Origin of the sequence: Agrobacterium sp. YIC 4121 (assembly GCF_002008205.1) — a bacterium.
Classification (GTDB): Bacteria; Pseudomonadota; Alphaproteobacteria; order Rhizobiales; family Rhizobiaceae; genus Agrobacterium; species Agrobacterium leguminum.
In genome coordinates this window covers 280,334-293,937 of sequence record NZ_MRDI01000004.1, presented here as the reverse complement: position 1 = coordinate 293,937, position 13,604 = coordinate 280,334, and the positions used below count along the sequence as shown (strand labels likewise).

General features: G+C 60.0%; 13 protein-coding genes. 8 read left to right on the top strand and 5 right to left on the bottom strand.

What is annotated here, in order from left to right; translation table 11 throughout:
• Window positions 1–99 precede the first annotated feature (99 nt).
• The 7 genes from BTE54_RS08670 (at window position 100) to BTE54_RS08640 (ending at window position 5,855) form a co-directional block, all read left to right on the top strand.
• Entirely contained in the window at window positions 100–900 is an 801-nt protein-coding gene (locus BTE54_RS08670) for an SDR family oxidoreductase (RefSeq protein WP_059757916.1), read from the top strand.
• Window positions 897–1,604, top strand: coding sequence for an amino acid ABC transporter permease (locus BTE54_RS08665; protein WP_003519671.1), 708 nt, complete (start codon window positions 897–899; stop codon window positions 1,602–1,604). Before BTE54_RS08670 ends, BTE54_RS08665 begins: the two co-directional genes overlap by 4 nt.
• The gene (locus BTE54_RS08660) at window positions 1,601–2,362 is read left to right on the top strand and encodes an amino acid ABC transporter permease (protein WP_035225052.1); all 762 of its coding nucleotides are present in this window, start codon (window positions 1,601–1,603) and stop codon (window positions 2,360–2,362) included. Before BTE54_RS08665 ends, BTE54_RS08660 begins: the two co-directional genes overlap by 4 nt.
• Window positions 2,359–3,123, top strand: a complete 765-nt coding sequence (locus BTE54_RS08655; protein ID WP_078052144.1) for an amino acid ABC transporter ATP-binding protein — start codon at window positions 2,359–2,361, stop codon at window positions 3,121–3,123. The genes BTE54_RS08660 and BTE54_RS08655 overlap by 4 nt, the downstream gene beginning before the upstream one ends.
• A gap of 33 nt (window positions 3,124–3,156) precedes the next feature.
• A complete protein-coding gene (locus BTE54_RS08650; protein WP_065656613.1) occupies window positions 3,157–3,993 on the top strand; it encodes an ABC transporter substrate-binding protein in 837 nt (278 codons plus the stop codon).
• Between the two features lie 90 nt (window positions 3,994–4,083).
• Window positions 4,084–4,758 (top strand): 4-carboxy-4-hydroxy-2-oxoadipate aldolase/oxaloacetate decarboxylase, encoded by a 675-nt coding sequence (locus BTE54_RS08645; protein WP_078052143.1) that lies wholly within the window; start codon window positions 4,084–4,086, stop codon window positions 4,756–4,758.
• A gap of 65 nt (window positions 4,759–4,823) precedes the next feature.
• Window positions 4,824–5,855: an L-idonate 5-dehydrogenase gene (locus BTE54_RS08640; protein ID WP_078052142.1), complete on the top strand. Its 1,032-nt coding sequence runs from the start codon at window positions 4,824–4,826 to the stop codon at window positions 5,853–5,855.
• 73 nt (window positions 5,856–5,928) lie between these two features.
• On the opposite strand, the gene BTE54_RS08635 is transcribed toward BTE54_RS08640, so the two are convergent.
• A complete protein-coding gene (locus tag BTE54_RS08635) occupies window positions 5,929–6,870 on the bottom strand; it encodes a bifunctional helix-turn-helix transcriptional regulator/GNAT family N-acetyltransferase (RefSeq protein WP_078052229.1) in 942 nt (313 codons plus the stop codon).
• 235 nt (window positions 6,871–7,105) lie between these two features.
• On the opposite strand from BTE54_RS08635, the gene BTE54_RS08630 reads away from it, so the two are divergent.
• Window positions 7,106–7,450, top strand: a complete 345-nt coding sequence (locus tag BTE54_RS08630; RefSeq protein ID WP_003519655.1) for a hypothetical protein — start codon at window positions 7,106–7,108, stop codon at window positions 7,448–7,450.
• Between the two features lie 39 nt (window positions 7,451–7,489).
• On the opposite strand, the gene BTE54_RS08625 is transcribed toward BTE54_RS08630, so the two are convergent.
• From BTE54_RS08625 to BTE54_RS08610, 4 genes are all read right to left on the bottom strand, one after another.
• Window positions 7,490–8,635 carry an alpha-hydroxy acid oxidase gene (locus tag BTE54_RS08625; RefSeq protein WP_003519654.1) on the bottom strand — a complete coding sequence of 382 codons (1,146 nt, stop codon included), beginning with the start codon at window positions 8,633–8,635 and terminating at the stop codon, window positions 7,490–7,492.
• Window positions 8,636–8,685: 50 nt separating this feature from the next.
• Complete coding sequence (locus BTE54_RS08620; protein ID WP_078052141.1) at window positions 8,686–10,353, bottom strand: acyltransferase; 1,668 nt, start codon at window positions 10,351–10,353, stop codon at window positions 8,686–8,688.
• Window positions 10,354–10,358: 5 nt separating this feature from the next.
• Window positions 10,359–12,224, bottom strand: coding sequence for a DUF2264 domain-containing protein (locus tag BTE54_RS08615; RefSeq protein ID WP_078052140.1), 1,866 nt, complete (start codon window positions 12,222–12,224; stop codon window positions 10,359–10,361).
• 69 nt (window positions 12,225–12,293) lie between these two features.
• On the bottom strand, window positions 12,294–13,574 hold the full coding sequence (locus BTE54_RS08610) for a sugar ABC transporter substrate-binding protein (RefSeq protein WP_065656606.1): 1,281 nt from the start codon (window positions 13,572–13,574) through the stop codon (window positions 12,294–12,296).
• Window positions 13,575–13,604: the final 30 nt, after the last annotated feature.

Here is a 13,604-nt window from a genome sequence, read left to right as displayed (position 1 = left end):
AATCGCCATCCATACAAGTTGCTTATTACTCCAAAAAAAATCGGTCTTAGGCAAGCGATGAAAGCTTCACTAATGTTTGCTCAACGATAGGGGACAAACATGCCATTCTCAGACTACAAGACCGCACTCGTAACCGGCGCATCTTCCGGAATTGGCGCCGCCGTCGTCGAGCGCCTTTGCCGCGAAGGGCTGGAAGTGCATGCGGTTGCCAGAAGCGCGGACGCTCTCAACAAGCTGGCGAAGCGCACGGGCTGCTTCGCACATGCCATCGATGTGACGGACCGGCCGGCGCTTGCAAAGCTGACGAGCGAAGTTGCGTTCGATGTCCTCGTGAACAATGCCGGCGTCGACCGCCCGAAGAAGTTTCTCGAAGCGGATGAGAGCGATATCGATCTCCTGATCGACGTCAACCTGCGCGCCGTGCTGCATCTGTGCCGCATGGTGGTGCCGGGCATGGTGGCGCGCGATCGCGGCCACGTCATCAACATCTCCTCCATTGCCGGCAATTATAATTTCGGCGGCAATTCCACCTATCATGCCAGCAAGGCCGGCGTGGCGATGCTGTCCAACCAGCTGCGCATCGATGCTTTCGGCAAACGCGTGCGGGTGACGGAAATCTGCCCCGGCCGCGTCGCGACCGATATTTTCAACCATGTGCATGGCGATGATCCGAGCATTCGCGAACGTTTCATCGATGGTTTCGAATTGCCGCAGGCATCCGATATCGCCGATGCGATTGCGTTTGCCATCGCCGCACCCGTGGCCATGAATATCGGCCACATGGAAATTACCCCGACGCTTCAGGTCATGGGCGGGCTGCAGACGGCCAAGCCCCAAACGGTTGAAAATCGGCCGGCTGAAAAGGTCGCGGCGGGCGGAGCCGGAGGAAAAGTCGCGTGAGCGGTTTTGACCTCGGCGCAATTTTGAACAATGCGGACTACGTCTCGATGCTTTTGCATGGCATCCAGATGACGTTCATCATCTATGCCGGCTCGTGGCTGCTCGCCATGTCGCTCGCCATCGTGCTTCTCGCCATCCGCCTCTCGCCCTTCCGCTTCGGCGATCCGCTGGTGGCGGCCTATGTGTCCTATCACCGCAATGTGCCGACGCTCGTGCAGCTGATGCTCTGGTATTTCGGCGTCTTCACGCTGCTGCCGAGCGGGCTGGCCAGCTGGCTTTCCAGCCATAATGCGGAAGCGATCTTCGCCATTATCGGCCTCGGTCTCTGTCAGGCCGCCTATTTCAGCGAGGATCTGCGTTCGGGCGTTCGCTCCATCAATCCCGGCCAGATGGAGGCCGCACGTGCACTCGGGCATAGCTATGTCTCAGCCATGCGGTTCGTCATCATGCCGCAGGGCGTTCGCAACGCGCTGCCGCCGCTTATCAACCACAGCACCTCGCTTTTCAAGAACAGCAGTCTCGGCGTTCTGATCGGCGCACCGGAACTCACCCATGCGGTTAAGGAAGTCGAAAATCTGAGTTTCCGGACGTTTGAGGTCTATCTGGTCGCCACCGTGCTTTATCTGTTCTTCTCGCTGCTGATCATGGGTCTCGGAGCCTATATCTCCATGCGTGCCGATCCTCTGCGGAGGGCGCGGGCATGATCCACGACATGATCGCAATCATCCAGGATTACTGGCTGCTGCTCCTGATCGGCCAATATCCCAACGGTCCGCTCGGCGGCCTTGCCAACACGCTCATCCTGTCGGCTCTCAGCATTGCGCTTGCCTTCCCCGTCAGCATTCTGATGGCGCTGGCGCGGCTGTCGAAATGGCGGGCCCTGCGCTGGCCGGTGACCGCAGTGGTTTATTTCACCCGTGGAGTGCCGCTGCTGATGCTCATTCTCTGGAGCTATTTTCTCGTTCCGCTCTGGACCGGCGCCGATGTGCCGAGCTTCGTGACGATGCTCACCACGCTCGTCATCTATCAGGGCGCTTTCATGAGCGAAGTCGTCCGCGCCGGCATCGTATCGCTGGGCACGGGGCAGATGGATGCGGCACGGGCGCTCGGCCACGGTTATTTCGGCGCGATGCGCTATGTCATCCTGCCGCAGGCGCTCTACAACATGATCCCGAGCCTGATCTCGACTTTCGTGTCCACCATAAAGGATACGACGCTCGGTTATGTCATCAATGTGCCTGATCTGACCTTTGCGGCAAACCAGGTGAACAACCAGCTCCTGACCCAGCCCTTCCAGGTCTTCCTCATTCTGGCGCTGGTTTATTACATCATCTGCTGGTCGCTCACCCATGTCGCCAATCTTCTCGAGCGGCGTATCGCCCGCCGCCGGGCCGGCCCGCGTGGCAAGCTTGCCGCAGACACGGCACCGGCCCCCGCCAATATCGCTACGGAGCAGCTATGACCGCGCCAGTTTCCGCCACTCAGGACTACACCATCACGCTTTCGCAGGTCTGCAAAAGCTATGGCGATTATCAGGTGCTCAAGGATGTCAACGAAAACGTCACCCGTGGCGAGGTCGTGGTCATCTGCGGGCCGTCGGGCTCCGGCAAATCCACCCTCATCCGCACGATCAACCGTCTGGAAGAGATCAGCAGCGGCTCGATCATGCTGGATGGCAGGAACATCCATGCCCAGATGCGCGCAAAGGAGCTGAACGCACTGCGCAGCCGTGTGGGCTTCGTCTTCCAGAGCTTCAACCTCTTCCCGCATCTGTCGGTGGTGGAGAATGTCTCCATGTCGCCGGTCCGGGTGAAGGGCGTTTCTCCGGCCGTCGCCCATGACAAGGCGCTGAAGCTTCTCGACCGCGTCGGTCTAGCCGACAAAGCCAGTTCCTATCCCGCGCAGCTTTCCGGCGGTCAGCAGCAGCGCGTCGCCATCGCGCGGGCGCTCGCCATGGAGCCGCCGGTCATGCTGTTCGACGAGCCGACCTCAGCGCTCGATCCGGAAATGGTTGGCGAAGTGCTCGCCGTCATGAAGAGCCTCGCCGCCGAAGGCATGACCATGCTCTGCGTCACCCATGAAATGGGCTTTGCCCGGGAAGTGGCCGACCGCATCTGGTTCATCGATGCCGGGCGCATTCTCGAAACGGCAAAACCGGACGAGTTTTTCAAAAATCCGCAACATCCGCGTGCCCAGCGGTTTCTTGCCGATTTGAGACACTAGACCCAACCTCTATATAATAACGGGAGAACTGAAATGAACTGGAAGTGCATTACTCTTACCGCCATATTGGCAACCTCGGCTGCTGTCCTGCCGGCCAAGGCCGACCAGCTCGACACGATCATGGCGAACAAGACGCTGCGTTGCGCGACATTCGCTGATGTGCCGCCTTTCGCCTCACCGGACCCGAAGACGCGCGAAATGGCAGGCTTCGACGTCGATCTGTGCGGCGCTATCGCCAAGGAATTGGGCGTCAAGGCCGAGATCAAGCCAGTGTCGGTCGAAGCGCGCGTTCCCGAAGTCAAGCTCGGCCGCGTCGACCTCTCGGTCGCCAACCTCGCTTACACCCAGAGCCGCGCCGAGCAGATCCAGTTCAGCGACCCATATTACTTGGCGAAGGAAATGCTGATCGTTCCGGTCGATGACCCCGGCACCAAGAAGTCCGATTTCGTCGGCCAGCGCATCGCGTCCAGCAAGGGCTCGACATCGGAACTCTCCGTCAAGCTCAACAAGTCCGAGCCGCTGACGTTCCAAGACACGGCATCCGCCTATCTCGCCGTGCAGCAGGGCAAGGCGCGCGGCATCGTCGGCAACACCATGACGATGACCAAGTTCGTCAATGAATCCAAGACCAAGGGCAAGCAGATGCGCATGATCGAAGAGCCGATGCTCTTCCAGCCCATCGGCATCGGCATGGCCAAGGACAACCCGGCGCTGACCGCGAAGATCAACGAAATCCTGCGCAAGCTCGATGCGGATGGTGAAATCAACCGCATCTGGGACAAGTGGCTTGGCCCGAACACCGAATACAAGATGACGCGGACCGACAAGGTCGTGCCTCTGTCCGAACTGAAGTTCGACCCGATCCCCTGAGCTTCGGCTCAGCCTCGGCCAATTTCCAACTCTTCAACACTATCGGTCGGCGAGACGCTCTCGCCGACAGCTTCAACGTGGGAGGTTTTCATGATCCACATTAAAGATATCGCGCAGCGTCCGGCCAAGGCGGATGTCGAAGCGCTTGCCAAATTCTCTCCCGCCACGATCCATGAGGCGCAGGGACGTCGCGGCGCATTGTCCTCGCGGCTGAAGCCGGTCGATTATCGCATGAAACTCTGCGGCCCGGCCTTCACGGTCAAATGCGCGCCGCGCGACAACATCATGCTGCAGCTTGCCATCAACTATGCCAAGCCGGGTGACATCATCGTCGTTTCCGCCGGCGAATATGAAGAAGCCGGCTCCTTCGGTGACGTGCTCGCCAATGCTTGCCTCGCAAAAGGCATCGGCGGCCTGGTAACGGATACCGGCGTGCGCGACACGCTGCAGCTGCGGGACCTCGGCTTTCCGGTCTTCTCGCTCAGCGTCTGCATCAAGGGTACGGTCAAGGAGACCATTGCGGCGGTCAACGATCAGGTGATCGTCGGCGGCGAGATCATCAATCCGGGCGATATCATCGTCGGCGACGCTGATGGCCTTGTGGTCGTCAGGCGCGAGGAGGCACAGGAAGCGGCCAGGCTTTCGCAGGCCCGCGAAGATGCCGAGGCCGGTTACATCGAAGCCTACAAGCAGGGCAAGTCGGTGATCGAGGTCAGCAAGCTCGAGCCGGTTCTGAAAGCCAAGGGCCTCGTGGTCGATATCTGAGACAGGTCCGGACAATGGGCAACGGCGGCGACTGCCGCCGTGTGAGCCTTATGGGAGGAGAGACTATGAAAGCGGTTGTCATCCACGCGGCGAAGGATCTGCGGATCGAGGAACGGGAGACCGGGCAGCCCGGTCCGGGACAGGTCGAGGTCGCCATCGAAGCGGGTGGCATCTGCGGCTCCGACCTGCATTATTACAATCATGGCGGCTTCGGCACCGTGCGCGTGCGGGAGCCGATGATCCTCGGCCATGAGGTCGCCGGCACCATCAAGGCTTTGGGAGAGGGTGTCTCCGGTCTCGCCGTTGGCGACCGTGTTGCCGTATCGCCGAGCCGGCCCTGCAACCATTGCGAATTCTGCCTGAAGGGTCAGCAGAATCAGTGCCTGAACATGCGCTTTTATGGCTCCGCCATGCCCATGCCGCATATTCAGGGCGCATTCCGTCAGCGTCTCGTCGCCGAGGCATATCAGTGCCACAAGGTGCGGGATGGCGTCTCCATTCATGAAGCGGCCATGGCCGAACCTTTCGCGGTAACGCTGCATGGGGTCAACCGCGCCGGTGCCTTAACCGACAAACGCGTTCTGGTCACCGGCTGCGGGCCGATCGGTGCGTTGGCGATCATTGCCGCCCGCGCCCACGGCGCCCGGGAAATCGTCGCGACTGATGTCATGGATGCGGTTCTGCAAAAGGCGCTCGCCATCGGCGCCGACCGTGTCATCAATGTCGCCGATGACCCGGATGCGCTCTCCGCCTATTCGGCAAACAAGGGTTATTTCGATGTGCAATTCGAGGCGTCCGGCAATGAGAGAGCCGTCCGTTCTGGTCTTGAAGCGCTGAAACCGCGTTCCACGGTGGTTCAGCTCGGTCTTGGCGGCGATGTGTCCATTCCGCAGAATATGGTGGTCGCCAAGGAAATCGAGATGAAGGGCACCTTCCGGTTCCATGAGGAGTTCGGGCTTGCCGTCGATTTCATCAACCAGCGCCGTGTCGACCTCAAGCCCCTTTTGACCGGAACCTTCCCGTTGGAGGAGGCAGTTGCAGCATTCGAAGCCGCCGGCGACCGAAGCAGGTCGATGAAGGTTCAACTCGCCTTTTAACGGGTGCCGGTACCTGATTTCGAAACGGCCGCAGGACGATTCCGATTGCGGCCGTTTGTGCGCGGTTGAAAGATCATTCGGGCCGTGACCGGACAAAGCGCTGTTCCAGAACCTCGCTTCCCCACTGGCTGCCCGGATGTTCCTCGACGCATGCGAAACCATGGGCTTGGTAAAGGTGCCGTGCGGCCAGGAGGCCGTTGAATGTCCAGAGATGGGTTTCGGCAAAGCCTTTTTCATCGACGAAGGCCAGTGCGGTTTCCAGCAGCCTGCGTCCGACACCGCCACCGCGCACGCCGTCATCAACGATGAACCAGCGCAGATGCGCAATATCCGCTCCAAGATCTTCGCCATCGATAGCGACGGAGCCAATGATCTCCTGTCCGCGCATTGCGACCCAGATCGCATTCTTCGGGCTTTCGAGCCGGTTGCAAAAAGCGGCAAGGCCTTCGGCCACGACGGATTCGAAGCGTTGGCCGAAGCCGGATGTCCGGGCGTAATAGAGCGCATGCATCTGCGTGATCCGGGCAATGATGCCCGGCCTGTATCCCTCCAGGATCTCCATGGAGGGAGCAACGGTATCGGTCCTATCCCCCAGCGCGTCGGCGTAAAGACGAAGTCCCTGGAGGATCGTGTCGGCATCCGCCCATGTAAGCTGCGTCAGGGCGCCGGAGACCTGCCGGTTCGCGAAGCCATGAATGGCGCTCACCTGTTCTTGTCCCTGACCCGTAAGACGCAGCCGCTTGATGCGGCTGTCTCCTTCATCCGTTTCTTCGCGAACATCGCCCGACAGGACGAGCTTGCGCAGCATGCGGCTGACACTCGATTTTTCAAGCCGCAGAAGTTTTCCCAAATCCCGCGCCGTGATGTCGGGGCGCGCCTCAATCTCGATCAGGGCATGCACGGCGGAGGGCGGCAGATCGGTGCCGGCAAAGTCTCCCCCCATGAAGCCGAGTTCGCGGACGAGCCGGCGGGAGGTGGAACGGATGTCGTTTATGGGGAATGGCTGTTGGGGCACGTTCAATCCATTATGGTTGCATCATGCAACCATAATCATATTCCGCCTGACTTGCCAAGATTGCTCCTGACGTAAAAGGCTGGCTTTCTCAGCAAAAGCGGGCAATCTGCTCTTCCGGTCGCCGACAATGGCGGCTAAACCGATATTATCGGCAAGATGGATATTCGCTGAGATCGCGCGGCGGGACCTTACCTGCGCGGTTTGCGGCAGTTGATTATCCGGCTATGGAGCAGGCATGCCCGACACGCCTCGATTTTTCCGTTACGCAGTTTTAGCGGCCATGTTTCCGGTGGCCGTCCTCGGCCTGGTGGCAACCCCGAATGAATATCGCGCCATCGGCGTCGAGGCCGTCGATTGCGATGGCCCCATATCCGTTCTGATTGCCGCGGTGCCGGCGCTTGCGGCCTACGCAATTATCGGCTGGATGTTTCTCTCCGGAGCCAAACGCCATCGCTCGCTGATTTCAGCCTGTTTTTGCGGACTTGTTTGCCTGGCGCTCGTGTGGAATATCGGCATGGCGCTTCAGGAACAGCGACGAAACGCGACTGAAACGGCATGCGGTTTCAGTAGTCGGTTGTGATCGCGCTCCGCCCCAGTTCTCCTCTAACGTCCTGCCTGTTCAACGGAACCGAAGGTTCCGGCGTGTGAGTTGATCGACGGAGGTGCAGCCCATCAGCTTCATGCCGCGCTCTATTTCGATACGCATCAGCTCAAGTGCCCGTTCGACGCCCGGTTGCCCGGCAGCAGCCAGGGGGAAAAGATAATAGCGGCCGAGCCCCACCGCTTTTGCGCCGAGAGACAGTGCTTTCAGAACATGGGTGCCGCGCTGTACGCCGCCATCCATCATCACGTCGATCCGGTCGCCGACCGCATCGACGATCTCGGCCAGCTGATCGAAGGCGCTGCGGGAGCCATCGAGTTGGCGGCCGCCGTGATTGGAAAGCACAATGCCGCTGCAGCCGATCTCCACGGCGCGTCTGGCGTCGTCCACCGACATGATGCCTTTAAGGCAGAACGGCCCGCCCCATTCGCGCACCATCTGTGCCACGTCGTCCCAGTTCATCGAAGGGTCGAGCATGTCGGTGAAATAGCGGCTGATGGAAAGAGCGCCGCCGTCCATTTTAATGTGGTCGTCGAGCTGCGGCAGGCTGAAGCGCTCATGCGTCAGGTAATTGATGCCCCAGGCCGGCTTGATGGCGAATTGCGCGATGCCGGAAAGATTGAGCTTGAACGGAATGGCAAAACCGGTGCGCTTGTCGCGCTCGCGGTTGCCGCCGGTAATACTGTCCACCGTCAGCATCATCGTCTCGACGCCGGCGCTCTTGGCGCGCGCCATCATATCGCGGTTGAGGCCGCGGTCCTTATGGAAATAGAACTGATAGACCTGCGGGCCGCCGCTGATCCGGCGCGCTTCTTCAAGGCTCGTGGTGCCGAGCGAGGAGACGCCGAACATCGTGCCGTATTTCCCCGCCGCTGCCGCAACCGCCCGTTCCCCCTGATGGTGGAAGAGGCGTTGCAGCGCCGTCGGCGAACAATAGACCGGCATGGAAAGCTTCTGCCCCATGACGGTGACCGACATATCCACATCCGCTACGCCCCGCAGCACATCGGGAACGAGATCGCATTTTTCAAAGGCGGCCGTGTTTCGCCGATACGTCACCTCGTCATCGGCGGCGCCGTCTATATAATTGAAGATCGGTCCGGGCAGACGCTGTTTGGCCATGCGGCGAAAATCGTGGAAATTATAGCAGTCTTTGAGTTGCATCTTTTACTCGACCGGTCCGGTTTGAAAGCTTTCAAAAGAGTGTCGGAAACCTATACCGGAGATTTAGAGCGGGCAATCAGGCCACGGACGATTTCCGCAGGCTCGAAGCGATGGATGCCGCGAGGTTGAAACGGCAGGAGATGTTCCGCATCGAGAAGCTTCGCTGAAAGCCAGAGAACCGACATCCACATTTCCGTGCCCTGCAGCCCGGCCGGATGTCCCTCGGCGAAGGCAAATCCCCTGTTTCTTTGCCAGCGTCCCTCATTTTGGCGCAGAATTTCGCGGGCGATTTCCTTCGCCTCGTCCTGCCGGTGATCCGTCTGTTTCAGGCACAGAAGAAGCGGATGGATCGTATCGAGCAGGTTGCAGGCATTAAAATCCTCGCCATGGAAACCGCCATAGGCACGATAATTGGCGATAACGGAGTCAATTGCTGCTTCCGGATGGGGAAGGGGCAGGCCGAACTGTGCGTAAGAGCCGCGGGTAAGCCGGTAAAAGCCGTTGACCGGTTGCAGCAGGCCCTGTGCGGCAGTCGGCTCACCCCAAAGCCCGGTGGTTTTATCCACATTCATCGCCAGCCAGCCGAAGAGAACGGTGAGGTTGTCGCCGGATGTGAAATAGCGCCTGTTGAAATAAAGCGCGGTGGCAATGGCGTCTATGGTGGCGCCGCAATGCCATGCACGGCTTTGCCACGGCAACTCTTCCAGCAGGAGGATGAGTTCGTCGGCGCGCAGACGCTCCACAAAAGCGATCGGCTGTTTTGGCGCAGCACCGAAACATTCAAGCGCATATCCGACAGCCAGAATATTATAGAGGACGGCAGGGTCCTTCTCGGGAGGCGTCGAGGGGCGGTGGTGACGGTTAAGAAACAGCCCCGTTTCCTGGTCCTGCAGGGCCTGAAGACTGGCGACGGTTTTTCCGGCATCGAAAGCGATCTTTTCCTGTCCGAAGGCTGCCGCAATCTCGACGGCATCGCACAGATGCCTGATGCTTTCGACCTCATGTCCGGATGCATCGGCGGAACGATGGATGCCATCCTCGCCATAGGAGCGGATGGCGGCAAGCCAGTCGTCGGCAATCTCCTTGCCGAGTTCTTGCAGCAGGCCATCAGGTTCCGTCAGCTTCGGCGCGGCCGCTTTTTCTCCGCGATATCGCAGAACCCGGGCGGGAACGCCGCCTGCAATGGCCATGGCGGGAATGTCCTTCGCCACCACCGCGCCTGCGGCAATAATTGCGCCGCGCCCTATCTTCACGCCATCCAGCACAACCGCATTGGCGCCGATCCAGACGTCGTCGCCGATCTCTATCCCCAGCGAGGTCAGCGGCTGGCGATAGATCGGAGTTTCAATGTCGTCGAAGCCATGGTTGAAGCCGACGATGCTGACATGTGAGGCGATGCGTACGCCATTGCCGATTGTCACCTTACCGGAAAGACAGGCATAGGGGTTGATCGAGACATTTTCGCCCAGTTCGATATCGCCGCGCACGATTGCGTAACCGGCGATCCACGACTGCGCACCCATTAATAGCCTGTCCGTATGCACCTCGGCCCTAGCGGCGATGTAGACGCCCTGCCCGAAAACGGCGTTTCCAGAGCGCTCAAGGTCATGCAGCCGCGCCTGATGGTCGGGGCTGTTGATATCCTCCCGTCTCCGCTCCCAGGTCAGGATGTTCAGCCGATCCGATCTTTGGGAAACACCCGGTGTGTCGTCGGTCATCTCCGTCAGCCTGCGCGGTTTTCATCGAGAGCATAGGCGGGAACGCGTCGCCCCTCCCGCCTGAACATCTCTTCCAGCCTCGGGAGATCGGGACTTTCGGGGAGGGCAGCCAATGCGGCCTCTGCCTCTTTGCCGGCCGGCAGTGCCAGGGCCGCCGTCACCAGCAGCGTTTCGCCGGAGGCGATGGCGCCGCGCAATTGCGGAACAAGGGTTCTGGCGCGAATGAGGTTGGTATTGGCGATTGCCTGATGGCACACGCCTTCGCGCCTTATATCTCCCGTAAGATCGACGATGAGGCTGGTGTCAGTCTGTCCGTAACAGACGGCGCGACCTTCAATCGCCTCGGTGCGGTCGCGGTTGAAGTCGGCGCGTTCTATGGCAAATCCGCCTTCTGATGTTTGCAAGGGGCGTGGGGTGCGGATGCGGTGCAGCCTTATGTGCCACGGGTTTTGCGGCACGAGCCAGGTCTCGATCTCGACATCTACCCATGGCCGCCAGCGGGAATAGAGGTAATCCTCGGCGATCAACGCCTCTTCCATCGTCTCGCGGGTGCGGAAGTGCACACCGTCGTCGGAAAGGCCGAGCATGCCATCGAAGCTCGCGGCGGCGAAATGCCGGTCATCCGCTTCGATATTGAAGGCATAGCGGGTGGAATAGACGAATTTCGAATATTTTTCCTGCGCGCCACGCATCCTGTCGTGCTGCTGCCCGGAGGACAGGACCACGATATTGCCCGGCGTATGAAAGGCCACCATGCCAGGCTCCGCGAGGGGAACCGGTTCGGCAAATTCCTGCGGTTCGGCCTCTTCCGCAGTCCAGAACGGGTGATCGGCGGGCAGCGCCAGCGGCAGGAAAAATTTGAGCGCCCAATAGGGAGAGCAGGGAGAATTGTAGCTCTCGCTCATCAGAAGGTTTGGATAGGCGTATCCGACCGACAGGACGCCGTCGCGGTCCGCGATCGGCCGCTTCGACCACCAGCGGATATGGCGCATGTAATAGCCCTTGATTTCCGGCCACGGCAGCGCTTCCAGACCGGAAAAGGCAAGAGCGCCCCAGAAACCGCCCGCCGCAAAACGGTAGGTCTGGCTGCGCCCGAAGGCGAGCGACGCCCCGTCAGGCCCGAACCAGTGGCGTATGTCACGCGCGAAAATGCGGGAGCGTTCGAGCAAGCGTGTCTTTCGCGTGTCGTCGCCTTTCGCCAGCACCGTATAGATCAGGCCGTAAAAATGCATGGCGAAGGGAATATAATGGTCGACCCGGCGCACCGGCCCGTCGCGATACCAGCCGTTGCCGATATCGAAAGCCTCGAGTTCATCGAGATAGGTTTGGGTCTTGGTCCGGTCGAATTCCACACCGACCCGCTCCAGCCCGAGATCGATCAGAACGCGGAAGAATTTCCAGTTATTGTCGACGAATTCCCGCTCGCGGGCGGCGAGAAGATAGGCGGCGACAACCTGCCTGTCCGTTTCGGCAAGCGGCTCCCAGATATGTTCGGGAACCATGGCAAGCGCAAATCCTATCGCCGCCAGTTCGACCAGCCGCTGGTGCCGATCAGCCGTATCGCCCCAATATTCGGGATGGGCGGGGTTGGCGCCATTGGCCAGTCCACGCCTGTAGAGATCCCAATGGGGAAAGTCATAACCGCCAGCGGCAAGCGGAACGATGCCCCATAATGGCCGGGCAAAACCCTCCAGCTCCGCCGCAGGAAAATCGAAAATTGCCCCCGTTGCTCCGAGCCGGACGCGCGCGCCGCCCGGTGTAAAACAGGCAAGCAGCGGGTTGAAGAGATCGATCACCGCCTTTGCGAGATCGTCCCTGCCGAGAAGCGGATTGTGAAAGAGCGGATTGGCTGTGGCGGTCTCGTGAGGCACGGTTACGAATGTCCGGATTCATGATCAAAGGAAAGGGCCGCAGGCTCATCGCCCGCGGCCCTGTGGCAATTATTTGATGGCCTTGACGCCGTCATTCATGTCCTTGATGCCGTCATCAATGGAGATATTGTCGGTCATCAGCGCGTCATGCACGCGGTTAAGAACGACTTCGATCTTGGCCGCATTCGGGTTGACCGCCATTTCCAGATAGGCCTTGCCGGCCTGCAGCGCGTCCTTGCTGTTCTGGTCCTGCGGGAAGCCCGGCAGCGCTGCGATCTTCTCGGCCACATCATCGGTTCTGAGTGCAGGGAAAGTGCCGGTGGAGGCGATGATCGCCGCACCTTCAGGTCCGGTAACGAAGTGGATGAAGTCCAGCGCCGCTTCCTTGTGGCCGGAATTGGCATTGACCGACAATCCGGCAATCTGCGCGGCCGTCGCGCCTGCCGCCACACCATCCGGATGGGGGAACTTCACGATGCCCCAGTTGACGCTTTTCGACTCGCCGGATTTCACCTTGGCGATCTGGGTGCCGACAAACCATGTGCCCATGGGCAGCATGCCGATCGTTCCGTTGAAAAACAGAGCGGAATAATGGGTGTTCGATGTTTTCAGCGAGGCATAGGACGGTATCGCGCCGCTTTTCTGCAGGGCAAGCGCACGCTCATACCAGGGTTTCAGGAATTCATAATTACCGTCCACCAGCGTGTGCTTGCCATCCTGAATACCGGGCAGCTGCACGGTCGAACGCCAGGTGTGCAGCAGTGCGCCATAGGTGCGGTTGGCGCCCATGCCGCCCTTCAGCTTGCCGGCGATCTCATCGAACTGCGCCCAGCTCATGTCATTGGTGGGGTAAGGCACGCCCGCCTTGTCGAAAATATCCTTGTTGTAATAGACCACCCAGAAATCCGAGCGGAACGGCAGGGCGTAAATCTTGCCGTCAATGGTCAGCTCCTCGATCAGGCCGCCATAGGGGGCCGTCTCGATCTTCTGGTCCTTGATGAAGCCGCTGAGATCGGTGATGTTGCCGGCGCGCACCAGATTGGCGTAGCCGGGCACATCCTTGATGGTGACGACATCGATATCCTTGGAGCCGCCGGTGAGCTGCGTGGATATCATCTGCGTATAATCCTGCGAGCCGAGGTCGACCACCTCGAACGTCACATTCGGATGCTTCTGCTTGTAGGCCTCCATCAAGGGCTTGAAATATGCGCCCTTGTCCAGATCCCACAGCGCCCATTTCAGCGTAACGGGCGCATCGCCCGCAGCGAACGCCGTTCCTCCCATGCTCATGGCAATGCCGAGACCGGCGGTTGCGAGAGCGAATGCACGTCTGGTTGTCTTAAACTCCATAGCCCGTTTCTCCTTCCCTGACTGATGTCG